This is a genomic window from Kribbella alba, assembly GCF_039529635.1.
GTDB lineage: Bacteria > Actinomycetota > Actinomycetes > Propionibacteriales > Kribbellaceae > Kribbella > Kribbella alba.
On sequence record NZ_BAAANE010000013.1, the window covers coordinates 87,522 to 112,223 of the forward strand.

Annotated in this window: 20 protein-coding genes; 7 read left to right on the plus strand and 13 right to left on the minus strand. The window is 68.0% G+C overall.

Annotated elements, in window-relative coordinates; all coding sequences use genetic code 11:
- Positions 1-606: 606 nt before the first annotated feature.
- From ABD210_RS30265 to ABD210_RS30275, 3 genes are read right to left on the minus strand one after another with little or no spacing between them, the layout of a single operon-like run.
- Complete coding sequence (locus ABD210_RS30265) at positions 607-1,095, minus strand: glutathione peroxidase (protein WP_344116156.1); 489 nt, start codon at positions 1,093-1,095, stop codon at positions 607-609.
- Entirely contained in the window at positions 1,092-1,778 is a 687-nt protein-coding gene (locus tag ABD210_RS30270; protein ID WP_344116157.1) for a dienelactone hydrolase family protein, read from the minus strand. The genes ABD210_RS30265 and ABD210_RS30270 overlap by 4 nt, the downstream gene beginning before the upstream one ends.
- A gap of 34 nt (positions 1,779-1,812) precedes the next feature.
- On the minus strand, positions 1,813-2,502 hold the full coding sequence (locus ABD210_RS30275; protein WP_344116159.1) for a hypothetical protein: 690 nt from the start codon (positions 2,500-2,502) through the stop codon (positions 1,813-1,815).
- Between the two features lie 228 nt (positions 2,503-2,730).
- Between ABD210_RS30275 and ABD210_RS30280 the strand changes: the two genes are divergently transcribed.
- Positions 2,731-3,930: a thiolase family protein gene (locus ABD210_RS30280; RefSeq protein ID WP_344116161.1), complete on the plus strand. Its 1,200-nt coding sequence runs from the start codon at positions 2,731-2,733 to the stop codon at positions 3,928-3,930.
- The gene (locus ABD210_RS30285; protein ID WP_344116162.1) at positions 3,927-6,053 is read left to right on the plus strand and encodes a 3-hydroxyacyl-CoA dehydrogenase NAD-binding domain-containing protein; all 2,127 of its coding nucleotides are present in this window, start codon (positions 3,927-3,929) and stop codon (positions 6,051-6,053) included. Before ABD210_RS30280 ends, ABD210_RS30285 begins: the two co-directional genes overlap by 4 nt.
- Positions 6,054-6,107: 54 nt before the next feature.
- Here ABD210_RS30285 and ABD210_RS30290 read toward each other — a convergent pair whose 3' ends face one another.
- Positions 6,108-7,421 (minus strand): hypothetical protein, encoded by a 1,314-nt coding sequence (locus ABD210_RS30290; RefSeq protein ID WP_344116164.1) that lies wholly within the window; start codon positions 7,419-7,421, stop codon positions 6,108-6,110.
- An 88-nt stretch (positions 7,422-7,509) separates the two neighbouring features.
- Between ABD210_RS30290 and ABD210_RS30295 the strand changes: the two genes are divergently transcribed.
- Positions 7,510-8,301, plus strand: coding sequence for an aminoglycoside adenylyltransferase domain-containing protein (locus tag ABD210_RS30295; protein WP_344116166.1), 792 nt, complete (start codon positions 7,510-7,512; stop codon positions 8,299-8,301).
- Here ABD210_RS30295 and ABD210_RS30300 read toward each other — a convergent pair.
- The 4 genes from ABD210_RS30300 to dxs all read right to left on the minus strand — a co-directional run bounded on the left by ABD210_RS30300 (position 8,298) and on the right by dxs (position 14,551).
- Positions 8,298-9,779, minus strand: coding sequence for an APC family permease (locus tag ABD210_RS30300; protein WP_344116168.1), 1,482 nt, complete (start codon positions 9,777-9,779; stop codon positions 8,298-8,300). The genes ABD210_RS30295 and ABD210_RS30300 overlap by 4 nt on opposite strands.
- A 94-nt stretch (positions 9,780-9,873) precedes the next feature.
- Positions 9,874-11,247, minus strand: a complete 1,374-nt coding sequence (locus tag ABD210_RS30305; protein WP_344116171.1) for a hypothetical protein — start codon at positions 11,245-11,247, stop codon at positions 9,874-9,876.
- 69 nt (positions 11,248-11,316) lie between these two features.
- Entirely contained in the window at positions 11,317-12,696 is a 1,380-nt protein-coding gene (locus tag ABD210_RS30310) for a gluzincin family metallopeptidase (protein WP_344116173.1), read from the minus strand.
- Positions 12,656-14,551, minus strand: coding sequence for a 1-deoxy-D-xylulose-5-phosphate synthase (gene dxs / locus ABD210_RS30315; protein ID WP_344116174.1), 1,896 nt, complete (start codon positions 14,549-14,551; stop codon positions 12,656-12,658). Before dxs ends, ABD210_RS30310 begins: the two co-directional genes overlap by 41 nt.
- Positions 14,552-14,749: 198 nt before the next feature.
- Here dxs and ABD210_RS30320 point away from each other — a divergent pair, with 198 nt between their 5' ends.
- Positions 14,750-15,256, plus strand: coding sequence for a DUF402 domain-containing protein (locus tag ABD210_RS30320; protein ID WP_344116175.1), 507 nt, complete (start codon positions 14,750-14,752; stop codon positions 15,254-15,256).
- A 150-nt stretch (positions 15,257-15,406) separates the two neighbouring features.
- On the opposite strand, the gene rfbB is transcribed toward ABD210_RS30320, so the two are convergent.
- Positions 15,407-16,405, minus strand: coding sequence for a dTDP-glucose 4,6-dehydratase (rfbB, locus tag ABD210_RS30325; protein WP_344116177.1), 999 nt, complete (start codon positions 16,403-16,405; stop codon positions 15,407-15,409).
- Between the two features lie 53 nt (positions 16,406-16,458).
- Here rfbB and ABD210_RS30330 point away from each other — a divergent pair, with 53 nt between their 5' ends.
- The 3 genes from ABD210_RS30330 (at position 16,459) to ABD210_RS30340 (ending at position 19,378) form a co-directional block, all read left to right on the plus strand.
- Positions 16,459-16,953: a DUF402 domain-containing protein gene (locus ABD210_RS30330; protein ID WP_344116178.1), complete on the plus strand. Its 495-nt coding sequence runs from the start codon at positions 16,459-16,461 to the stop codon at positions 16,951-16,953.
- Positions 16,954-17,060: 107 nt separating this feature from the next.
- Positions 17,061-18,962 (plus strand): Na+/H+ antiporter, encoded by a 1,902-nt coding sequence (locus tag ABD210_RS30335; RefSeq protein WP_344116180.1) that lies wholly within the window; start codon positions 17,061-17,063, stop codon positions 18,960-18,962.
- Positions 18,962-19,378, plus strand: coding sequence for an HIT family protein (locus ABD210_RS30340; protein WP_344116182.1), 417 nt, complete (start codon positions 18,962-18,964; stop codon positions 19,376-19,378). Before ABD210_RS30335 ends, ABD210_RS30340 begins: the two co-directional genes overlap by 1 nt.
- Positions 19,379-19,380: 2 nt before the next feature.
- Here ABD210_RS30340 and ABD210_RS30345 read toward each other — a convergent pair whose 3' ends face one another.
- The 4 genes from ABD210_RS30345 to ABD210_RS30360 all read right to left on the minus strand — a co-directional run bounded on the left by ABD210_RS30345 (position 19,381) and on the right by ABD210_RS30360 (position 24,643).
- On the minus strand, positions 19,381-19,929 hold the full coding sequence (locus ABD210_RS30345; RefSeq protein ID WP_344116183.1) for a HEAT repeat domain-containing protein: 549 nt from the start codon (positions 19,927-19,929) through the stop codon (positions 19,381-19,383).
- A gap of 34 nt (positions 19,930-19,963) precedes the next feature.
- Positions 19,964-20,680, minus strand: a complete 717-nt coding sequence (locus tag ABD210_RS30350; RefSeq protein WP_344116184.1) for a sulfite exporter TauE/SafE family protein — start codon at positions 20,678-20,680, stop codon at positions 19,964-19,966.
- A gap of 54 nt (positions 20,681-20,734) precedes the next feature.
- Positions 20,735-23,536, minus strand: coding sequence for an aconitate hydratase AcnA (gene acnA / locus ABD210_RS30355; RefSeq protein ID WP_344116185.1), 2,802 nt, complete (start codon positions 23,534-23,536; stop codon positions 20,735-20,737).
- Positions 23,537-23,710: 174 nt separating this feature from the next.
- A complete protein-coding gene (locus tag ABD210_RS30360; RefSeq protein WP_344116187.1) occupies positions 23,711-24,643 on the minus strand; it encodes an LLM class F420-dependent oxidoreductase in 933 nt (310 codons plus the stop codon).
- Positions 24,644-24,702: the final 59 nt, after the last annotated feature.

Sequence of the window (24,702 nt, forward strand, 5' to 3'; positions counted from 1 at the left end):
CATACGTGCCGGTGGCTGCGCACGGTCAACTGCGCGGCGGACAGGCGGCAGCCGCGACCAGACGCCGGCACCGGCAGCCGCGACCAGGCGCCCGTACCGAGAGATCGCCCGGCGCCGGGTGTTCCGGGAGTGACCGTACGCCGCGGTCGAACCAGCTGACCAGGTTCTCGGCCACGAGCGCGGCGGCGCGGGAGCGAACGCGCACGATACCCACGCTTCCGGCTGGTAACCACTGCCGGCGATCTCCCCGGGCCCATGCCGGGGGTCGGCTGTACCGACCGACAGGAAGTAGTCGCCGGATCGGGCCGTCAAGCTGCATGCTCAAGCGGGCTATCCGTGTCCGGCAGCGACCACCTCCTGTCGGTCGGTACACCCGCGCCGGGGAACCCCGTCGGCTGGTTGCCCACGCCCACCCGGTGGGGGTTCCCACCTGGCGGGGGTTACCCACCGACGTTGTGGGTTGCCCCCTCATATCCCCGTGGGGCAACCCACCAGTTCGTACGGCAACCCGCCCGGGTGGCGACCCGCCATTCGCGTGGCGACGCCTTTGCTGAGAGGTGGTCCGGGGGCGATGGGAGGGGCGGTCCGGTGTAGTGGGGAAGGTCGTCAGGCGGGGAGGTGGGACTTGATGGCTGAGGTGATTTCGTCTGACTCGGGGAGGGTCTGCGGGCGGAAGCGGGCTGCCACGGTGCCCGCCGGGGTGATCAGGAACTTCTCGAAGTTCCACTGGACGTCGCCGGCGTTGCCCTCGGCGTCCGGGGTGAGCGTCAGCTCGGAGTACAGGGGGTGGCGGTGTTCGCCGTTGACCTCGATCTTGTCGAGCATCGGGAAGGTGACGCCGTAGGTCATCGAGCAGAACGTCTCGATCTCCTCGGCGGTGCCGGGCTCCTGCCCGCCGAACTGGTTGCACGGGACGCCGAGCACGGTGAATCCCTGGTCCTCGTAGCGCTTCTGCAGCCGCTCCAGGCCCTCGTACTGCGGGGTCAGGCCGCACTTCGAGGCGACGTTCACCACCAGGACGGCCTTGCCCTTGTAGTCGGCGAGCGACGTGTCGCCGCCGGACAGGGTGTGGAGCGGAATGTCGTACAGGCTCATCTGGATCCTCGTTCAGGGGGGAGGTGGTGGGAGAGGAAAGCGGTGGTGCGCTCCCACGCCAGGGCGGAGGCCGCGGCGTGGTGGAAGGCGGGCATGGGGTTGTCGAACGCATGGCCGGCGTCGGGATACCGGTAGATCTCGTTCTCGGGGCCATCGACGGTCTTGACGATCTGGTCGACCACATCCGTGGTCAGGTAGGCGTCCGAGTCGCCGAAGTGGTGCAGGCTGACCGCGTCGACCTCGAGATCCAGCAGTCCGGGCAGGGCAGAGCCGTAGTAGCTCACCAGCGCATCGGGGCGCGAGACAGCGGCGACGTTGTAGGCCAGGCCGCCGCCGAAGCAGAACCCGACGGTCGCGACGCCCTCGTCGCGGCCGCGCAGATACTCCAGCGCGGCCACCGAGTCCCACACCGCGGTGTCCCAGTCGAGCCGGCCCACGACCGCGAGGGCGCGCTCAAGCAGGTCTGGCGCCGATTCGTCGAGCTCGGTCTCGTCCAGGCGCCAGTAGATCTCTGGCGCCAGCACGAAGTACCCGAGCGCGGCGAGATCGGCGGCCCGCTGCTTGATGTAGTCGGAGACTCCGAAGATCTCCTGGAGCAGCAGGATCGCCGGTCCGGTTCCGGAGGAAGGTTCCCAGAGGTGTACCGGCATCAATCCCGTGCCGGTGTCGATCTCCAAAGTCACACGGAGGAGCCTACTTCGGCCCCCCAGTGACCCCCTACCGGATCCGTACTGAGTCCCGCCTCACCTCTTCGGCCTGCGCCTGAGGAGGCGGTGCCAGAAACGAAGCAGGCATCCACACCTTGCACTCGTCGATCGCCGCGGTCAGCAGGTTGAACAGGCGCTCGTCCGGGTTGGTCACACAGGCCTGGGAGATCCCTTCCACCGCGCACGACACCGCCCGTGGCGCTGTCCGGCGAGCGAAGTCCGGGTGACCCCGGTGAGCCCGTGCTGTGAAGGTGCGCGCCCACTTGGTGGCGGCCGGGACAGCGTCGAGCGCTGCCTGCGAGGCCTCCTCCAAGCTGTCGAGCGGCCTGCCGTCCAGAGCGGCCAGGTGCCGCTCCCCCACCAGCAGAGCCACGGCCAGGATGTACTGCCGCTCCTGCGACACCACCGGCAGCGCATGGTGGATGCAGCGGGCAGTGACTCGCGGTACTACGTGTGGGTCGTCCGGGGTCAGGCCGATCACCGACGGGATGAGCGGAGCAAGCCGAGCCCGGCCGGCGTCCGTCGTACAGTCGTTGACGTCGCGGGCGACTCCGGCCAGCAGCGGATGGGTGCAGGAGGGGTGGTCCGACCAGGGTTCGCCGGCGAGGTAGGAGGCGAATTCCATGAAGCAGGCACCCTTGCGCGGGTTGCGGTGTTTGCCCCGGGACAGCACCGGGACAGCGAGTTCGTGGTTGTCCATTAGACGGCTCCAGAGACGTTCCTGGGTCCCAGCATGCGCCTGATCGCCCGCTGATGCCACGGGTTACGCGATCTCGACCTTCCGACCCTTGAGCGCCCTGTTCTCGCTGTGTCGGCGGCCCTTCTCGCGCTGTGAGCAGGGGCACAGGCGTGGCGGGTTGGGGAGATGTGTTACTGACGGGTAGCATCGGTGCTGCTCCAACTCCCTGAACCCCAGAGGAGGGCCCTCGTGCCCCGTGAGATCCGCGATGTCGTGTTCGTCGACGGCGTTCGCACCCCGTTCGGCAAGGCCAAGGGCCAGTACGCCGAGACGCGCGCCGACGACCTGGTGATCAAGTGCATCCGGGAACTGCTGCGGCGGAACCCGACGCTCCCACCGGCCAGGGTGGACGAGGTCGCCATCGCGGCCACCACCCAGATCGGTGACCAGGGTCTGACCATCGGCCGGACCGCCGCGTTGCTGGCCGGGTTGCCGTACACGACGCCCGGCTACGCGATCGACCGGATGTGCGCCGGCGCGATGACCGCCGTCACCACCACCGCCGCCGGCATCGCGTTCGGCGCGTACGACGTGGTCGTGGCGGGCGGGGTCGAGCACATGGGCCGGCACCCGATGGGCGAGGGCGTCGACCCGAACCCGCGGATCATCTCCGAGAAGCTGGTCGACACCTCCGCTCTGGTGATGGGCTCCACCGCGGAGAACCTGCACGACCGGTTCCCCACCATCAGCAAGCAGCGCGCGGACGCCTTCGCGGTCGCCTCGCAGGAGCGTGCCGCCAAGGCCTACGCGAACGACCTGATCCAGCCGGACCTGGTCCCGATCGCGACCCGCTCGGCCGAGAACGGCTGGGGTTACGCGACCACGGACGAGCCGATGCGCCCGGGCACCACGATGGAGGACCTGGCCAAGCTGAAGACCCCGTTCCGCCCGCACGGCCGGGTCTCCGCGGGCAACTCCGCCGGCATCAACGACGGCGCGACCGCCTGCGTGCTCGCCTCCGCCGAGGCGGCCGCCGAACTGGGCCTCACCCCGAAGATGAAGCTGGTCTCGTACGGCTTCGCCGGGGTCGAGCCCGAGGTGATGGGCGTCGGTCCGGTCCCCGCGACCGAGAAGGCGCTGAAGCTAGCCGGTCTGACCATCGACGACATCCAGGCCTTCGAGGTGAACGAGGCGTTCGCCGTCCAGGTGCTGGCGTTCCTCGAGCACTACGGCATCGCCGACGACGACCCGCGGGTGAACCCGTACGGCGGAGCGATCGCCTACGGTCACCCGCTGGCCTCGTCCGGCGTGCGGCTGATGAACCAGCTCGCCAAGCAGTTCGACCAACGCCGCGAGGTTCGCTACGGCCTGACCACCATGTGCGTCGGCCTGGGCATGGGCGGCACCGTCATCTGGGAGAACCCCAACTTCGAGGGGAACAAGGCATGAGCGACCTGCAGCAGTTGATCGACGACGCGGTCGCGATCGAGACCGACGAGGTCGTCACGCTGGCGCCGAGCCGGGACGTCAACCTGCCGAACAAGGCCGGCACGATGGCGCTGATCACCCTCGACAACGGTCACGACCACACCAAGCCGAACACCTTCGGCCCCAAGGGCCTGGCCGAGCTGAACAAGGCGATAGACGCCGCGCTCGCCCGTGCGGATGTCGTCGCCATCGGTATCACCGGCAAGCCGTTCATCCTCGCCGCGGGCGCCGACCTGACCGGCGTACCGAAGCTGACCGATCGCGAGCAGGCGCTGAACCTGTGCCGGATCGGCCACGGCGTGATGCGCAAGCTGCAGGACGGCGGCAAGCCGAGCTTCGCCTTCGTCAACGGAGTCGCGCTGGGTGGCGGTCTCGAGGTCGCGCTGCACTCCACGTACCGCACGATCTCGGTGGCTGCCGGGATGATCTCGACGCCCGAGGTGTTCCTCGGGCTGATCCCGGGTTGGGGCGGCAACTTCCTGCTGCCGAACCTGATCGGCGCCGACAAGGCCGTCAAGGTCGTGGTCGAGAACGCCCTGAACCAGAACAAGATGCTCGGCGGTCCGGAGGCGGTGAAGTTCGGCATCGGTGACGTGCTGCTGGACTCGGCCGACTTCCTCGAGCAGTCGCTGCTGTGGGCGAGCAAGGTGCTGACCGGCGAGATCACGGTGACGCGGCCCGAGATCGACCGGGGCGACGCCTGGGACGCTGCCGTTGCCCGAGGCAAGGGATTTGCGGACGTCAAGGTCAGCGGCGCCGCGCCGGCGCCGTACCGGGCTCTCGACCTGATCGCGGCCGCCAAGGACAGTGACAAATGGGATCGCGACTCCGCCTTCGCCGCTGAGGACGAGGCGCTCGCCGACCTGATCATGAGCGAGGAGTTGCGCAGCGGCCTCTACGCCTTCGACCTGGTCAACAAGCGCGCCAAGCGCCCCGCCGGTGCTCCCGACAAGTCGCTCGCACGCCCGGTCAGCAAGGTCGGCGTGGTCGGCGCCGGTCTGATGGCCGGCCAGCTCGCGCTGCTGTTCGTACGCCGTCTCGAGGTGCCGGTGGTGCTCACCGACCTCGACCAGGAGCGGGTGGACAAGGGCGTCGGCTACGTCCACGGCGAGATCGACAAGCTGCTCGGCAAGGGCCGGATCCGCCCGGACAAGGCGAACCAGCTGAAGGCGCTCGTCACCGGCTCGGTGGACCGCCAGGTGTTCGCCGACGCCGACTTCGTGATCGAGGCCGTGTTCGAGGAACTGCGGCTGAAGAAGACGATCTTCGCCGACCTGGAAAAGATCGTCCGGCCCGACGCGATCCTCGCGACCAACACGAGCTCGCTGTCGATCACCGAGCTGGCAGCGGACCTCGAACACCCCGAGCGCGTGGTCGGGTTCCACTTCTTCAACCCCGTCGCGGTGCTGCCGCTGCTGGAGATCATCCGCGCCGACCAGACCGACGAGGCCTCGCTCGCGACCGCCTTCGCGGTCGGCAAGTCGCTGAAGAAGTCCTGCGTGCTGGTCAAGGACGCGCCGGCCTTCGTGGTGAACCGGCTGCTGACGCGGTTCCTCGGCGAGGTCAGTGCAGCGGTGGACGAGGGCACGCCGATCCCCGAGGCGGACAAGGCACTTAGCGCGCTCGGCCTGCCGATGCCGCCGTTCGTGCTGCTGCAGTTGGTCGGCCTGCCGGTCGCGCTCCATGTCGCGGAGACGATGAACCGGGCCTACCCGGACCGCTTCGCCGTGTCGGAGAACCTGGCCAAGGTCGTCGCCGCGGGCAAGAGCTCGTTCTACGTCTGGAGCGCCGAGGGCAAGCCGTCGGTCGACCCGGAGGTGGCGGCACTCGTCACCGTCGGGGACAAGCCGTCCACGGCCGAGGAGCTCCGCAGCCGGGTACTCACCGCCCTGGCCGAGGAGATCCGGATCATGCTGGACGACGGGGTCGTGGCCGAGGCGCAGGACATCGACCTGTGTCTCCTCCTCGGCGCGGGCTGGCCGTTCCACCTGGGCGGCATCACGCCGTACCTGGACCGCAGCGGCATTTCCGAGAAGGTCAACGGCTCACCCTTCCTGCCGAAAGGCATCGCAAGCCTGAGCTGACCAGGACCGCTGGGGGTCGGTGCGGAGCCGGAAGCCCGCTCCGGCCCCCAGCAGCTATCCCTTGAACTTCCTTACCGCGGCGGCGAGCTGTGTGGATGTCTCGCCGGTGTGCTTCCTGATGATCGACTCGTACGCCGCTGGACTGGTGCCGTGGACGGCCAGGTCCGTGTAGAGCGACGCCATCCCCTTCACCCCGACCTTCGAGGCGACGTACTCCGTGGCCCACCAGGACTGGCCGTACGACTTGTCCCCGTCCACGTCGAACTCCTTCTGCCCGGGCAGCACCTTCAGCGACGGCAGGTACTTCGTCCGGACGGCCTTGCGATACGGGTCGACCGTCCAGTGCGGGTCGTCCTCGATCGCGTGGCAGCGCACGTACTCCGCGATTCCCTCGACCAGCCAGACCGGAGCCAGGTAGCCGATCGGGACCGTCGCCACGTGCGTCATCTCGTGCACCAGCAGATCCTGGTCGAGGTTCTTGCGGACCGAGGGGTTCACCACGATCCGGCTGCCCACCGGGGGCGTCGTCTTGGTCGCGAGCGGCTCGCCGTCGTACAGGGTGACCGCCTTCGCCGCGACCGTCCAGCCGGTGCCGGTGCCGGTGCCGGTGCTCCAGACGGTCGCCATCACCCGGGCCTCGGGGACCGCGACCACCATCACCGCACCGCTCCACGGCCGCGGCCAGTGCCGGCGTACGGCCGCTATCGCGCCCTCGGAACTCTGCGCGATCTTGTTGCCCAGCGCCACCTCGGACTTGTCGACGACCACGACCACCTTGCCGCGGCGGACCACGGCGATCTCCTTGAAGTCCCACGGCTGCCGGTGACCGTCCCGGCTGAGCGTCCCGTCGATCGCGTTGTCCGCGACGATGATCCACCTGCCGTCACGCTTGACGAAGGCGTAGCCGAGATCCGTCTGGACCGGCGACGCGTCCAGCCCGGTCAGCTGGTAGCGCATCATCAGCCGGGTCGAGAAAGTGGTGGGCCCGTACTTCTCGGTCAGCGCAGCCGTCTTCCGCTCATCGGCCAGGGAGTAGCGCAGGCTGGCGAAATCGAACTTCCGCAGGTTGACGAACAACGTGCGTTGCCGGGCGACCAGCGTCGACTGCGCCGGATCGACGGCGGCGAGGAAACTCTTCATATCACCGTGCAGCACGGCGTTCGACCGCTGCACCAGCAGGACGTTGACCTCGCGCTTGCGGACGACCTTCTGCGCGTCGGTGAGACTGCCAGACGCCTCAGCGGCCGCCGCCGTGTTCCCTCGCGGGGTGCCGGAGTCGCCGGACCTGGTCGCGACCACGAAACCCGCGGTAGCAACGAGAGCGACTGCTGCGACACCCGCGAAGAGCCGCCTCCGTTGATTGATCATCACTCGCTCCTCGCCCCTGTCCGGCGCAGGGATCTTACTCCCTCAAACCCTTCGCCGCCGCGCCTCGGATCTGCCAGGCTCTGATCTCATGATCCGGTCCGCCTTCACCCCGTACGACGAGCTCAACCGACTGCTGGTGGAACTGACCGCAGCGGCGCGGGAGATCCTCGGAGACTCGTTCGTGGGCGCCTATCTCCAGGGTTCGTTCGCGCTCGGTGACGCCGACCTGTTCAGCGACTGCGACTTCCTCATCCCCGTGCACCGACCGATCACCGCGGACCAGGAGACGGCACTCCGCACGCTGCACGACGAGATCCCCACCCGTGCGGGCTTCTGGACGAAACACCTGGAGGGCTCATACCCGGTCGTACAGGAGTTGCGGTCGCTCGACGGGCTCGGGCGCGATTGGCTCTACATCGACCACGGCTGGCGGAAGATGCAGCGGTCCACGCACTGCAACACAGAGGTGGTCCGCTGGACGGTCCGCGAGTACGGCGTGACGCTGGCGGGGCCGGATCCGCGGGAGCTGGTCGACACGGTTCCACCGGAGGCGCTGCGCGGGCGGATGCGCGAGAACGTCGTCACGTTGTTGCCGGATCTGGCAATCTGGGTCTCGATCGAGCTGGCATGGGGTCAGCGGTACGCCGTGACGACCCTGTGCCGGATCTTGTACACGCTGACGACCGCGCGGGTGTGCTCGAAGAAGGCGGCGCTGCTCTGGGCGATCGATGAGCTGGATCCGCGATGGTCCGGATTATGCCGGCAGGCGTTGGAAGGCCGCGCCCTCGGGTTTGATCCCGAGGACGCGGCCGAGGCTCCGGTCGTGGCGCAGACGATCGCGTTCGCGGAGTACGCGAAAACTCTCGCTGCGGACCGTTAGGCCCTGGTCGTCTCGCCAGTGCGCTCGGTCTCGCCGACGCGGCTCTTGCGGTAGCCGTAGAAGGCATAAACGATGAAGCCGAGGACCATCCAGATCGCGAACCGCAACCAGGTCTCGATCGACAGGTTCAGCATCAGATACAGGCAGATCAGCGCGGCCAGGATCGGTACCACCGGGTTGCCCGGCACCCGGAACGAGCGCTGGATGTCCGGACGGCTCTTGCGCAACAACGGAACGGCGATCGAGACGAGGGTGAAGGCGGCCAGCGTGCCGATGTTCACCATCTCCTCCAGCTTGCCGATCGGCGTCACACCGGCCACGATCGCGACGACCAGGCCGATGCCCAGCGTCAGCCGGTACGGCGTACCGAACTTCGGGTGGGTCTTGCCGAGGCTGCGTGGCACCAGATGATCGCGGCTCATCGCGAACACGACCCGGGCCGCGCCGATCATCAGGGTCAGAACCACCGTGGTCAGACCAGCAACGGCGCCGGCCGAGATCAGCGTGGCGAAGCCCGGCCTGCCGACCGCGCGGAACGCCTCTGCGAGCGCGGCCTCACTACTGATGTCCTTGTAGTTGATCATGCCCGTGATCACGATGCAGACCAGCACGTAGAGCACCGTGCAGATGGCCAGCGAGCCGATGATGCCGCGGGGCAGGTCACGCTGCGGGTTCTTCGCCTCCTCGGCGGTGGTCGCCACCACGTCGAACCCGATGAACGCGAAAAACACCAGCGAGGCGCCGGACACGAGGCCCATCACGCCGAACGTCGACGGGGTGAAGCCCAGCAGCGCCTGGAACAGCGGCGTCGTGATGGTGACGTCGCCGCTCTCGGCCGGAACGCTGGGCGGGATGAACGGGGTCAGGTTCGAGCCCTTGATGTAGAACAGGCCCGCGATGATCACGAACAGCACCACGAACAGCTTGACCGCGACCAGCGCCAGGTTGACCCGCAGCGACTCCTTGATGCCGATCGTCGCCAGGATCGTCAGCACGATGATCAACAGCATCGCCAGCACGTTCACATTGCTGTCCGGGCCGATCGAGTCCGGCCAGCCCAGGCCGATCTGTTCCAGGAACAACTTCGCGTACGTCGACCAGCCCTGCGCCACCACGCTTGCCCCGAGCATCAACTCGAGCAGCAGGTCCCAGCCGATGATCCAGGCGAAGATCTCGCCGAGGGAGAAGTAGGAGAACGTGTACGCCGAGCCGGAGACCGGCACGGTCGAGGAGAACTCCGCATAACAAAGGGCGGCCAGCCCGCAACAGATCGCCGCGAGCACGAACGACAGCGCGATGCCCGGACCGGCGAACGACTTGGCCGCACGGCCGGTCAGGGTGAAGATGCCGGCGCCGATGATGACGCCGATGCCGAAGACGGTCAGATCCAGGGCGGTGAGGCGTTTCTTGAGCTGGTACTCCGGCTCGTCGGTGTCCGCGATCGATTGCTCGATCGTCTTCTTCCGCAGCAGACTCATCAGTACGCCTCCTCAACTCGGACGGAACACCCTGAGCGTGCCCTTCTGACCGGACGAGGTCAAACCGGCACACGGGGTGACTGCCTGTTGCCTGTCAGCGTGGAGGCTTGTAGTCCTTCAGGTAGATCCACAGGGACGCCTCGGTGAAGCTGGTGCGACTCTGCAGGATCCGGTCCCTGGAGACCTGGTCGATGCCGTTGCGGGCAAGGTCCTCGTAGAGGTCCTCGACCCCGGTCAGGCCGATCCGGCTCACCAGGAAGCGGACCGCCAGCCAGCTCACGCCGTACACGTCCGCCGTGTTCTGGTAGAACCCCGCGTCCGACGGCAGCGCGCTCAACTGGGGCAGCGCCTGGTCGATGACCTCCTGCTCCCACTTGCCGACCTCGCCAGGCCCGCTGATCGCCTCGATCCCCCGCCACGACACGTACTCCGCGGCGCCCTCCGCGAGCCACAGCGGTTCGTAGCCGCCGAGGTCCGCGGTGGCGACGTGGGTGACCTCGTGGGACAGCAGGATCTCGTCGACCCGGTCGCGTTCGTTCGGGTTGACGACGATGTAGGCGCCGGCCACCGTTCCGTCGGCGGTGTCCTGACCGGGCAGCGAGGAGAAGGTGTTACCCGCGCTGGCGGCCGACTCGACGTCCTCGTCGGCGAACCGGGCGTCCCGGACGTCGGGCTCGTCGAGCGCGGCGATCAGCACCGACCCCTCCCACTTGCGCGGCCAGTACGCGGCGACCTCGGTGAGGGCTTCACCGGCCTCGGTCACGATCGAGTTGCCCCGCTTCGCATCGCCCTTCTCGACCACCACCAGCACCCGCGGGCCGCGGTGCACCTCGATCGGGCCGAGGTCCCACGGTTCCTTGTGAGCACCCGGACCGAGGTCCTTGTCGAGATCGTTGTCGTCGACCAGGATCCAGCGACCGCCGCGATTGATGAAGGTGTACCCGAGTTCGCTGGACACCGCCGTCGCGTCGACCTTCGGGATCTGGTAGCGCATCAGCACCCGGACCAGGTATGTCGAGGCGCCGTGTGCGCGGACCACGGCCGCGTCGAACCGCTCCTCGGCCTGGCTGTAGCCGATCTCGCCGAAGCCGACGGCCACCAGGTTCGCGAAGAGAACCTCCTGCTGCCGGCGGAGCGTGGCGTTGGCCGGGTCCACGTCCTGCAGGAACAGCTTCTCGTCGGCGGTGCGGATGGCCGTCGAGCGGCGCAGCAGGATCGTGTCGACCGCGTGCCTTCGGGCGGCGACCGCGGCGGCCGTCTTCGAGGGTGGCCTGGTGCCCTGGTTCGGCTGGGTGGACGGTGACGCGACCGGCGGGTGGCTCCGGGCATCCCGCTCGCGGTCGTGAACGGCGTAGCCGACACCGGCCGAGACGAGGGTGACCACGACAAGCAGGCCCAGCCAGCGGCGGGGCCCGTGGGGCGGAACCTGAGCGCCTGGCGGATCGGCGCTAGGGGGTATCACACTCACGTCGGGTCGATTCCTCCGGTCCGCCCGTCTGCCACAGCGCGGCTACCCTACTCGGTCCCGCCGGATCCGTCAGGCCGCGGCTTTCTTGAGCGCCTGGAAGAGGCCTGCCTCGGTGAGGCCGAGGTGTTCGACCATGATCCTGTTCCGCTCGGCCTGGGTCGTGCCCAGTGCGGCCATCTCCTGGTAGAGGGTGACGAGTTCGGTGCCGCCGTACCGCTGGAAGATGTAGTCCACGGCGAGCCACGACAGCGGATACGAGCTGGACGAGTCGTTGAAGAACACGGCGTCCCCCGGCAGGCTCTTCGCCTTGGGCAAGTACTGCGTCCGCACCTTCTCGCGGTATTTGTCCAGCGCCAGATCCCTCGCGCCGTCCATCGGCAGGAACTCCTCGTAGGTCGCGGATCCCTCAACCAGCCACCGTGGGGCGTTGGTCCCGTACGGCGCGGTCGCGACGTGGGTGAACTCGTGGGCGAGCGTGCGGGCATCCACCTTCGAGCGGTTGCGCGGGTTGATCACCACGTAGGAGTCGGCCCGTTCCCCCGTCCCGCTCACCTCACCCGGCAGCGTCCGGTAGACGAAGGTCGCCATCGCCAGCGCGTCCTCCGCGTTCTTCGGCAGCGAGTAGTCCGCGCCGCGAACCACCTTGTCATCCAGGGCGATGACCACACCCGAGCCGGTCCAGCCACCGGGCCAGCTCCTACTGACCGCCTTCACCGCACTCGCCGCCTTGGCTGCCAAGCTCGTCGCGAGCGCGGTCTGGTTCTGCTCGACGACCACGAGCACACGAGGCTCCCGCTTCACCAGAACCTTGCCGATGTCCCACGCTTCCTGGTGCGACCCGCGCGGCAGTCGGGAGTCCAGATCCGTGTCCGACACCAGCATCCAGCGGCCGTCCGGCCGACGGGTGAAGGTGTAGCCGAGCATGGTCCGCACCGGGACCGGGTCGATCCCCTCGATCTGGTAGGCCATCGCGACCGCGACCGCGTAGGTCGACGGCCCGTATCTGTCGACCAAGGACTGGTCGAACTGCTCGCGGAGCTGCTCGTAGCTCAGCTTCGCGAAGCCGAACTGCCGGAGGTTGGCGAACAGCATCCGCTGCTTGGCGAGCAAAGACTGGTTGCCGGGGTCGACGTCAGCGAGGAACTCCGCCTCGTTGTCCTGCCGGACCGCCTCGGCGCGGCTCGCCAGAACCTTGTCCACGCCTGCGGCGCGCGCGGCCACGTCGCTGTCCGCAGTACCGGCGGCTCCACCGGTGACAGCCGGGTCACCAGCCTGGCCGGCCGACCTGGATTGATGCAGGGCGAGTCCACCTGCGACGGCTAGGGCGACGAGAGCCAGCGAGATGAACAGCGGCCAGGCCCGCCGTCGGACGGGAGCCGCCGAGTGGCGGCCCCTCGCCGGCCCCGCGTCAGGCCCCGGAGGCCCTGCCGCTCGCGGTGTCTGACTCACTGGCGATCGCGTCCCCTTGGTGCTTGGCGATCATCTCTATCACGTCCCGGGCCAGTCCCTGACCCGTCAGACCGATCTCGGTGAGCACGGCGGCGCGCTTGGCGTGCTCGAGGAACTGCTGCGGAATCCCGAAATCCCGGACCGGCGTGGTCACTCCCGCATCGCGCAGCGCCTGCGAGATCGCCGCGCCACACCCACCGGCGCGGCCGTTGTCCTCGATCGTGACGACGAACTTGTGCTTTCCCGCCAGCTCGATCAGGTTCGGGTCGACCGGCTTCACCCAACGCGGATCCACCACGGTGACGCCGAAGCCCTGGGCCTGCAGTCTGGTCGCCACGTCCACGGCGGTGGCCGCCATCGAGCCGATCCCGATCAGCAGCACGTCGGTCCCGGTCCGGACCAGTACGTCGCAGTCGCCGACGCGGTCGATCGCCTCGATGTCGGGGAACACCTCGCCCTTGGCGAACCGCAGCACCGTCGGGGCGTCGGCGACCTCGACCGCCTCGTTCAGCAACTCCTGGAGGCGGGCGCCGTCGCGCGGCGCCGCGAGCCTCAGGCCCGGCACCAGCTGCAGGATCGACATGTCCCACATGCCGTTGTGGCTGGCGCCGTCGTCACCGGTCACCCCGGCCCGGTCCAGCACGAAGGTCACGCCGCACTTGTGCAGGGCGACGTCCATCAGGAGCTGGTCGAAGGCCCTGTTCAGGAAGGTCGCGTATAGCCCCACGACAGGGTGCATGCCTCCCATCGCCAGACCTGCCGCGCTGGTCACGGCGTGCTGCTCGGCGATCCCGACGTCGAAGGTCCGGGCGGGGAATGCCTCGGCGAACTGGTACAACCCGGTCGGGTGCAACATCGCCGCGGTGATCGCGACCACGTCAGGCCTGCGGTGGCCGATCTCCACCAGCTCCTCGGCGAAGACGTCGGTCCAGCCGCGCGGCTTGTACTTCGGCCGGACCTGGTGGAAGTTGTCCTCCTCGTCCTGCACGGCCGCGTCGTACCCGAAGCCCTTCTGGGTCACCGCGTGCACGATCACCGGACCGCCGAAGGCCTTCGCCTTGGTGAGCGCGTCCTCCATCGCCTGCCGGTCGTGCCCGTCGACCGGCCCGACGTACTTGAGGCCGAGGTCCTCGAACATGCCCTGCGGGGCGAGCATGTCCTTCAACCCCTTCTTGACCCCGTGGAGCACCTCGTACATCGGCGGACCGACGTACGGGGTCCGGCCGAGGTTCTTCTTCACCAGCTCGAGGATCTTCTCGTACCGCGGGTTGGTGCGCAGGCTGGTCAGGTGAGTGGCCAGGCCGCCGACCGTCGGGCTGTAGGAGCGGCCGTTGTCGTTCACGATGATGACGAGCTTGAGATCGTCGGCGGCGGCGATGTTGTTGAGCGCCTCCCAGGCCATTCCGCCGGTGAGGCCGCCGTCACCGATCAGCGCCACCACATGCCGGTCCTCGCCGCGCAGGCGGTAGGCCTTCGCCAGGCCGTCGGCGTACGAGAGGGAGGTCGAGGCGTGCGAGTTCTCCACGATGTCGTGCTCGGACTCGGCCCGGCTGGGGTAGCCCGAGAGGCCGCCCTGCTGACGGAGAGTGTCGAACTCGGGCGCCCGGCCGGTGAGCAGCTTGTGCACGTAGGTCTGGTGGCCGGTGTCGTAGATCAGCCGGTCGCGGGGCGAGTCGAACACCCGGTGCATCGCCAGGGTGATCTCGACCATGCCCAGGTTCGGGCCGAGGTGACCACCGGTCCGCGACACCGTCTCGACCAGGACGTCACGGATCTCCGCGGCGAGCTCGCCAAGCTGACGATCGGTCAACCCCTTGAGGTCCTCTGGTCCTCCGACCGTGTCCAGCACGCGCATCGAGCTCCTCCGCAGGTTGTCCTCGAATGCTTGAGTCTATGCACGCCGGGGTCGGAATCCGAACGCGGCAAGGACGGCCCGGCGAATCTCACACTCCGGGACCCTCCGCGGCGAGCTTTGCTCGCTTGTGATGTCGGCCTCACCTACAGTGATCGGCATGGAGCCAGATCGGGGCGGTGGGGTGGGCAAGTCATGCAAATGGTGAGGACACTCTTCTGCAAGTACGACGGGCGCCCGCACCGGCTGCTGGAAACGATCAAGCTCGGCGAGGACGAGCACGGCCTCTGGGTCGGCTCGATCCCCGGCTCCCGCGCCCAGCGGGCCGACGGCAACTGGGTCACCATCGACTACTACCGGGTCCGGCTCTTCCCTCGCGGCCAGTGGTGGAGCGCGCTCTTCAACGACGCGCCGCACCCGACCGAGGTGTACTGCGACATCACCATGCCGGCCGAGTTCGGCGTCGACTCGGTCACCGCCGTCGACCTGGACCTGGACATCCGCCGCCTCCGCGACGGCACCGTCAAGGTCATGGACGAAGACGAGTTCCTCGCCCACCAGACCCTCTACAACTACCCACCCCAGATCATCGCCACCGCCCGCGCCGCCTGCGACTGGGTGGTGGCCAACATCTCCACCACCGAGCCCTTCAGCACGGCCTACAAGACCTACCTGGATAACCTCCGCGCCCTGGCTCTCACCGACTGAGGAGCGGCGATCAGCGCACCGAATGAACCAGCCCGGAGCTCGAGACATCGCCTTGGAAGATCACGTTGAGCTTCTGGCGAGACCGCATGGTGTCCCCGCCCCGTCAGGACCGCGGACAAGTTGTCCTGGCACTTCAGGAGGTGCCGGACCTCAGCGGCCGAGGAGTTTGTAGGTGGCTTCCGTCCGGGACTTCTGGGGTTTCCACCAGGTGGGGTTGTCGCGGTACCAGTCGATGGTGGCGGCGAGACCGGCATCGAAGTCGGCGTAGCGGGGTTGCCAGCCGAGCTCGGTACGGATCTTGGTGGAGTCGTTGGAGTAGCGCAGGTCGTGGCCCGGGCGGTCGTCGACGTGGATGTAGGCGTCGGCCGGTTCGCCCATCAGAGTGAGGATCTTCTCGATGATCTGCTTGTTGCTGCGCTCGTCGCCGGAGCCGATCAAGTAGGTCTCACCGATCCGGCCGTGCGCGATGATCCGGTGCACCGCGTCGTTGTGGTCGTCGACGTGGGTCCACTCGCGGACGTTCTCGCCGGCGCCATACAGCTTCGGCTTGTCGCCGATCAGCACGTTGGTGATCTGCCGCGGGATCAGCTTCTCGACGTGCTGGTACGGGCCGTAGTTGTTCGCGCAGTTCGACAGCGTCGCGGCGATGCCGTACGAGCGGGCCCAGGCGCGGACCAGCATGTCCGAGCCCGCCTTGCTCGCGGAGTACGGGCTGGAGGGATCGTACGCCGTCTCCTCGGTGAACTGGTCGACCGAGTCCAGCGGGAGGTCGCCGAACACCTCGTCGGTGGAGATGTGGTGCATCCGCTTGTCATGCTTGCGAACGGCTTCCAGCAGCGTGAACGTACCGATGATGTTGGTCTTGATGAACGGTGACGGGTCGTTCAGCGAGTTGTCGACGTGCGACTCGGCGGCGAAGTGGACCAGGACGTCCGTGCCGGCGACCAGTTTGTCGACCAGCTCGGCGTCGCAGATGTCGCCATGCACGAAGGTCACCTGGTCGGCGACCGGGTCGAGGTTGCTCTGGCTGCCGGCGTACGTCAGCGCGTCCAGCACGGTGATCTCGACGTCAGGGTGGCGCCGCACCGTGTCGTGAACGAAGTTCGAGCCGATGAAGCCCGCGCCGCCGGTGACCAGCATCCGTCCCATCGGCACAGGATAGCCAGCACGGACGTGACCGCCCGCGCCGGTACGGTGACGCCATGCGTGACGTCCGGGTGGTCTACCGAAAATACGACCAGAGGCTGCACTGGCATCAATGGATGAAGTACCTGGGCGAGGACCAGTACGGCGTCTGGCTCGGCGCGCCGCCGAACTCGGTGTCCCAGCGAGGCGCGGAGCCCGAGGTGTCGCATTCACAGGCGCACGTCCAGCTGTTCCGCCGGGACCAGTGGTTCACCGCGATCTTCAACGACGAACCGCGCCGGACCGAGATCTACTGCGACATCAGCACGCCGGTGACCTTCGGCGAGACCGAGTTCACCATGATCGACCTCGACCTGGACGTGGTGAAGCGCCGCGACGGGACGATCTACGTGGACGACGAGGACGAGTTCGCCGAGCACCAGGTGCTGTTCGGATACCCGGCGGACGTGATCGCCGCCGCCCAGGCCAGCTGCGACCGGCTTGTCCAGGCCGTCGCCACCGAGGAACCGTTCCTCACCATCTACAAGACCTACCTGGACAAGATCCGCTGACCGCAGTTCAGTTGGCGCCCGATTTCCGACTCGTTCTCGTCGGAGCGCGGTCTCGGCTCTGAGCGAACCGCTCCACTCTGGCGCGGTGCTGCTGCCACACTGTGGCCGTGGATATCGCGATCGAGGTCGTTGCCCTCGTCGCCGTGGTCGCGGCCGGCGCCGCACTCGCCCGGCGGCTCGGCATCTCGGCCCCGCTGCTTCTCATCGTCGTCGGCATCGCGGCGTCCTATCTCCCGTTCGTCCCGCGGGTCCAACTGTCCCCCGAGGTCGTCCTGGTCGGCTTCCTGCCGCCGCTGCTCTACTCGGCCGCGATCAAGACGAGCCTGGTCGACTTCTCCAAGCACCGTCGGTCGATCGGCCTGCTGTCGGTGGGCCTGGTCGCCTTCACCGCCACCGGCGTCGGCCTGATCGCCTACTGGCTGCTCGGCAGCCTGGCCGAGCAGGACGGCCAGCAACCACTCCCCCTGTGGGCTGCCTTCGCTCTCGGCGCGGTCGTCGCTCCGCCCGACGCCGTGGCGGCGACCGCGATCGCGAAGAAGGTCGGACTTCCCCGCCGGGTCGTCACGATCCTCGAGGGCGAGAGCCTGCTGAACGACGCGACCGCGCTGGTGTTCCTGCGCACCGCGATCGCGGCCGCGGCGACCGCACCCACCTTCCTCGACGTCGGCCTGGACTTTCTCCTCGCCGCCGGCGGCGGTGTGGTCATCGGCCTGATCGTCGCGATCGCGCTCGCCAAGATCCGCAGGCAGTTCACCGACCCGGTGCTCGACACGACTCTGAGCCTGACCGCACCTTTCATCGCCTATATCGCGGCGGAGGAGGTGCATGCCTCCGGGGTGCTGTCGGTCGTCGTGACCGGCCTGGTGCTCGGACACAAGGCGCCGATTATCCAATCCGCCGCCTCCCGGATGTCCGAACGCACCAACTGGCGGACCTTCCAGTTCCTGCTGGAGAACGCCGTCTTCCTGCTGATCGGCCTGCAGACCCGCTGGATCCTCGACGATCTGTCCCGCAGCCCGCTGTCGGCGCGGACGATCACGCTCGCCACCGTCGGCGTGTTCCTGGCCGTGATCCTGCTGAGGCCGTTGTGGGTGTTCCCGACCACCTACCTGTCGCGGATGATCCTCGGCCGGTCCCGGCCCGGCCCGCTCAGCTGGAGGAGCGTCGCCGTCGTCTCCTGGGCCGGCATGCGCGGCGTGGTCACCCTGGCCGCGGTGTTCGTCCTCCCCCAGAACACACCGCATCGCGAAGTACTGGTCTTCATCGCCCTGGCGGTGACCGCCGGCACCCTGCTTTTGCAGGGCTCGACCTTGCCTTGGCTCGTACGGCGGATGCGCCTGCCCGGGCCTGATCCCGCGGAGGACGCGCTGCAGGAGGCCGCAGTACTGCAGGCTGCTCACAAGGCGGCCGAAGAAGTGCTGGACCGCATCGTCTCCCCGACGGATCCGCCCGAGGTGATCAACCTGCTCCGCCAGCGGGGTGAGGCCCGTGCACTGGCCGCCTGGGAACGACTCGGGCGGCCCGAATCGGAGTACGAAACCCCGAGCGAGGCCTATCGTCGGCTGCGGATGGAGATGTTGCAGGCCGAGCGGGCACACATCCTGAAGGTCCGCGACGACGGCCTGGTCGCCGACGAGGTGTTGCAACGCGCCCAGATCCAGCTCGATATCGAGGAGTCCATCTTGGATCGCGCCGAGGCCGACGATGTCGGCGGACAGTCGGACAGTCTTCGCGTATCGCCGCCCCCTGGCGCCGAGTGCGAGCACCTGGCCGAGGCGCCCTGCGTGCTGACGCCGACCACCCCAGAAGGCTGCGAGGAGTGCCTCGCCACCGGCAGCACCTGGGTGCACCTGCGGCTGTGCCTGCAGTGCGGGCATGTCGGCTGCTGCGACTCGTCCCCGGAACGGCACGCCACCAAGCACTTCGAATCGGAGGGTCACCCGGTGATGCGCAGCTTCGAGCCAGGCGAGGAATGGCGCTGGTGCTTCGTGGACGAGAAGCTCGGCTGATGGCCGACTGTCTCTTCTGCTCGATCATCGCGGGATCGACGCCTGCCCAGATCGTGTTCGACACGCCAGAGGTGGTCGGGTTCCTCGACGTCCGGCCGGTTTTCAAGGGGCACACGTTGCTGGTGCCGCGTGAGCACATCCCGACGTTGGTCGAACTGCCGGACGAGCTCACCGTGCCGTTGTTCGGTGCCGCCCGCGCGGTCGCGGCAGCCGTCCGTACGGCGTACGAGGCGCAGGGATCGTTCGTTGCCGTCAACAACGTCGTCTCGCAGTCCGTGCCGCATCTGCACGTCCACGTGGTGCCGCGGACGAAGGGCGACGGCCTGCGCGGCTTCTTCTGGCCCCGCACCAAGTACGCCGACGACGCCGAGGCCGAGGAGTACGCCGAGAAACTCCGGGACGCGCTCTCCCAGTGATCTCAGTGCAGCTCGCGGTCCAGCCTGCGCTCCAGTCGGTCCAGCGCCCGCTCGACCGCGGCGCGGACGGTGTGGTCCGGGTCGTCCCGCAACTCCTCGACGGCCTCGACATGCTCGAACTCCCCCGCCGCACCGACCGCCCGTACTGCGGCTGCCCGCACCCGCGGCAGTTCGTGGTCGAGCATCGGGAGCAGCGCATCCACCAACTGCCCGAGCTCGCGCTGGGCTGTGATCCGGGCGACGTGCTCTCGCACCCGCCAGGCCGGATCCTCGGCTGCGACCAGCAAGGCCGCGACGACGTCGTCGCGCCAGACATAGAGAAACGCCCGCGCCGCCCACACCCGGATCCAGTAGAAGTTGACTGGATCGACGTACGTCCAGCCGCCCAGGTCAGGAGCGATCCACCGGAGTCTGTCGACCTCGGGCCCGTACGCCTCGTCGCCGGAGACCTGGCCAGTCATCAGCGCGATGCACCAGTCGATCACGTCGTTGTCCCCGTGCTCAGCACAGGCAGCAAGGATCACCTCGCGCGGGTGCCTCCTGTCGCTCATACCTCAGTAAAGCGCGCCGATCCGACAGTTTGGCTCAAAGCACGGAGCGAAGGATCAAGGCCACTGAGGACAATCCCGCCAACAGCAGGACGGCCTGACGCAGCCGAGGGCCCCGCAGCCGTTTCTGCAGCGGTACTGCGAGCCCGAAGCCGAGCGCCAACGCCGGGACCCACGTGGCGCCGTACATCAATTGGTGGTGCGTCAGTTGGCCACCCACCGCCAGTGCACCGAGCGAAACGATCGAGCCGATCAGGAAGAACGCAGCCAGCGTGGCCCGCAGCCGGGAACCCTGCTCGTGTTGCAACACCACCGCGGCCGGTGGCCCACCGATCGACGCAGCAGTCGCCGAGACTCCAGCAACCGCACCCGCCATCACCAGGTTGCGCCGGTTCGCCCGAACCTCCAGCCGCCAAGCGGTCAGGCAGACAGCAGCCAGCACAACGACACCGACGACAGCACCGATCGCGCGGGCCGAGAGCCAGCCGAGCACCAGCACACCGAGCGGTGTGGTGACCACTCGGGCGCCGGTGAGCCAGGCGGCCTGGTTCCAGGCGACATGCCGCCACTCGTGCGCCAGCGTCATCGTCGGCATCACCATGCCGAGCACGAGCATCCCGCCCGGCATCAACGACGGGTCGAGCAGTGCGACCACGGGAGCCGCTATCAGCGACAGCCCGAGGCCGAGCGTGCCCTGCACGATCGCCGCGATCACAATAGAAAGACCACCTAGCAGCAGGATGTTCAGATCCACGCTGCAGGCGGCCTCTCTGTTGTAGTCACCCTGTACGACGTACAGGGGTTGGGGTCATTTCGCGATCAGGGAGCGCAGCACGTACTGCAGGATGCCGCCGTTGCGGTAGTAGTCCGCCTCGCCAGGGGTGTCGATCCGGACGACCGCGTCGAACTCCTTGGACGAACCCTCCGTGCCGGTCACCTTGACCCGCACCGTGCGCGGAACCTCGCCATCGTTCAGCGCGGTCACCCCGGTGATGTCGAAGGTCTCCTCGCCGGTCAGGCCGAGGGATTCCGCGTTCTCACCCTCGGGGAACTGCAGTGGCAGCACACCCATGCCGATCAGGTTCGACCGGTGGATCCGCTCGAACGACTCGGTGATGACCGCCCTCGCGCCGAGCAGCGCGGTGCCCTTGGCCGCCCAGTCGCGAGACGAACCCGAGCCGTACTCCTTGCCGGCGAGGATCACCAGCGGAATCCCGGCCGCGGCGTACGACTCAGCGGCCTCGTAGATCGACGTGACGGGCGCGTCGGGCTTGGTGAAGTCGCGGGTGAAGCCACCCTCTGGAATCTCACTGGCCCGGCGCCCTACTTGATTGCGCAGGCGGATGTTGGCGAAAGTGCCGCGGATCATCACCTCGTGGTTGCCGCGGCGCGAGCCGTACGAGTTGAAGTCCTTGCGGTCCACGCCGTGCTCGGCCAGGTACTTGCCGGCCGGGCTGTCGGCCTTGATCGAGCCTGCCGGGGAGATGTGGTCCGTGGTGACCGAGTCGCCCAGCTTGGCCAGCACCCGGGCACCGGCGATGTCGGTGACCGGCGACGGCTCCTTCGCCATCCCGTCGAAGTACGGAGGCTTGCGCACGTACGTCGACTCGGGATCCCAGGCGAACGTCTTGCCCTCGGGTGTCGGCAGCGACTGCCAGCGCTCGTCACCGGCGAACACGTCGGCGTAGTCCTTGGTGAACATCTCCTTGTTGATCGAGGTGGCGATCACCTTCTCCACCTCGTCCGCGGCCGGCCAGATGTCCTTCAGGAACACGTCGTTGCCGTCCGTGTCCTTGCCCAGGGCATCGGTCTCGAAGTCGAAGTCCATCGTGCCGGCCAGCGCGTAGGCGATCACCAGCGGCGGCGACGCGAGGTAGTTCATCTTCACGTCCGGGTTGATCCGGCCCTCGAAGTTGCGGTTGCCGGACAGCACCGAGACGACAGCCAGGTCGGCCTCCTGCACTCCGGCCGAGACCTCCTCCGGCAGCGGGCCCGAGTTGCCGATGCAGGTGGTGCAGCCGTAGCCGACGAGCTGGAAGCCCAGCTTGTCCAGATACGGCGTGACACCGGCCTTCTCGTAGTAGTCCGTGACGACCTTCGAACCGGGAGCGAGCGACGTCTTCACCCAAGGCTTGGTGGCCAGGCCCTTGTCGACGGCGTTCTTGGCCAGCAGCGCGGCCGCGAGCATCACTGACGGGTTCGAGGTGTTGGTGCAGGAGGTGATGCTGGCGATCACGACGTGGCCGTGGTCCAGCTCGGTCTCCTGACCGTTCAGTGTGATCTTGGTCTTCTTCGACGGACGGCCGCTGCCGCCGTGCGGCACGTGCGGCTCGTCGTGGCCGTGGCCGTGGCCGTTCGGCGTGGCGGGATCGCTGGCCGGGAAGCTCTCCAGGACCGCCGGGTCGACGTCCAGCTCCTCCTCGTTCTCGCCGGCGTAGTCGTCGAGCGCGCCGCGGAACGCCTCCTTGGCCTCGCTCAGCGCGACCCGGTCCTGCGGCCTCTTCGGGCCGGCGATAGACGGCACGACCGTCGACAGATCAAGCCCGAGGTACTCCGAGTAGCGGGGCTCGATGTCGGCGTTGTGCCACAGGCCCTGCTCCTTGGCGTAGGCCTCGACCAGGGCGACTTCGTCATCCGAGCGGCCGGTGAGCCGCAGGTACTCCAGCGTCACGTCGTCGATCGGGAAGATCGCGCAGGTGGAGCCGAACTCCGGGCTCATGTTGCCGATGGTGGCGCGGTTGGCCAGCGGTACTGCTGCCACGCCCTCGCCGTAGAACTCGACGAACTTGCCGACCACGCCGTGCGCGCGCAGCATCTGGGTGATGGTCAGCACGACGTCCGTCGCGGTGGCGCCGGCAGGCACCGAACCGCTCAGCTTGAAGCCGACGACCTTCGGGATCAGCATCGAGACGGGTTGGCCGAGCATGGCCGCCTCCGCCTCGATACCGCCCACGCCCCAGCCCAGTACGCCGAGGCCGTTGACCATGGTGGTGTGGGAGTCGGTGCCGACGCAGGTGTCCGGGTAGGCCTGGCCACTCCGAACCATCACAGTGCGGGCGAGGTGCTCGATGTTCACCTGGTGCACGATGCCGGTGCCCGGCGGAACGACCTTGAACTCGTCGAAGGCGGTCTGGCCCCAGCGCAGGAACTGGTACCGCTCGCGGTTGCGCTGGTACTCCAGTTCGACGTTGCGCTCGAAGGCGTCCTGGCGACCGAAGACGTCGATGATCACGGAGTGGTCGATGACCAGCTCGGCCGGGGCCAACGGGTTGATCTTGGTCGGGTCACCGCCGAGCTCGGCGACGGCCTCGCGCATGGTGGCGAGGTCGACGACACACGGCACGCCGGTGAAGTCCTGCATGATCACCCGGGCCGGGGTGAACTGGATCTCGGTGTCGGGCGCGGCGTTCGCGTCCCAGTTGGCGAGCTTGCTGATGTGTTCGGCGGTGATGTTCGCGCCGTCCTCGGTGCGTAGCAGGTTCTCGAGCAGCACCTTGAGCGAGTAGGGCAGCGTCTCCGCACCCTCGATACCCGCCAACCTGAAGATCTCGTACGACTGTCCGCTGACCTCGAGTGCACCCTTGGCACCGAAGCTGTCGACGCTGGCCATCAACCTGCTCCTCTATCCGGTCCTGGTTCCGCTTGGGCCCATCCTGCCGAGCACCTTCCCCGGCCGCTAGGTCAGGATCCCCTAACCCGCACGCAAACTCTCTCGACATCAAGATACACGACATCGAGCCACTTCCGCGCCCCCGTCAACGGATCCGGCCCTGAGGCCCGAGGCTCAGGAAACCTGCGGGAGCACCTCGGCGGCGATCAGGTCGAGGTGATCGAGGTCCGAGAGGTCCATGATCTGGACGTACTGGCGCTGCGAACCGGCGGCCGCGAACTGCCCGAGCCGATCGACGACCTCGGCCGGCGTACCGGCGATCGCGCCCTGCTTCAGCTCCTCGACATCGCGCCCGATCGCTGCGGCACGCTGCTTCACCTGAGCGTCGTCCTTGCCCACGACAACCGTGTGCGCGGTCGACAGCGCGAGCGTCTGCGGGTCCCGCCCGATCGCCTTGCACGCCTCGCCGACCCTGGCGAACAGCGTCGCGCTGTCCTCGGGCGACTTGAAGCCGGCGTTGAACTCGGCCGCGTACTGCGCCGCGAGCGCCGGCGTCCGCTTCTTGCCTGCGCCGCCGACGATGACCGGCGGATGCGGCTGCTGCACCGGCTTCGGCAGCGCCGGCGAGTCCTTCAGCTGGTAGTGCTTGCCCTCGAAGCTGTACTTCTCCCCCACCGGCGTCTCCCACAGCCCGGTGATGAGCTCGAGCTGCTCGGTGAGCAGGTCGAACCGCCCCACCGTGTCCGGGAAGTCCAGCCCGTACGCCGCGTGCTCGGCCTCGAACCAGCCTGCGCCGAGCCCGAGCTCCGCACGGCCGCCGCTCATCTGGTCGACCTGCGCGACCGTGATCGCGAGGACGCCGGGATTGCGGAACGTCGCGGAGCTGACGAGGGTGCCGAGCTTGATCCGCTGGGTCTCACGGGCCAGACCCGCGAGGGTGATCCAGGCGTCGGTCGGGCCGGGCAGGCCGTCCGAGTCGCCCATCACGAGGTAGTGGTCGGAACGGAAGAAGGCGTCGAACCCGCACTCCTCGGTCTTGCGCGCGACCGCGAGCAAGTCGTCGTACGAGGCACCTTGCTGGGGTTCGGTGAAGATCCTGAGCAACATGCGGACAACGCTATCTCGGATCGTATACAGCCTCTCTTGCCATCTCACCGTCCTGGACG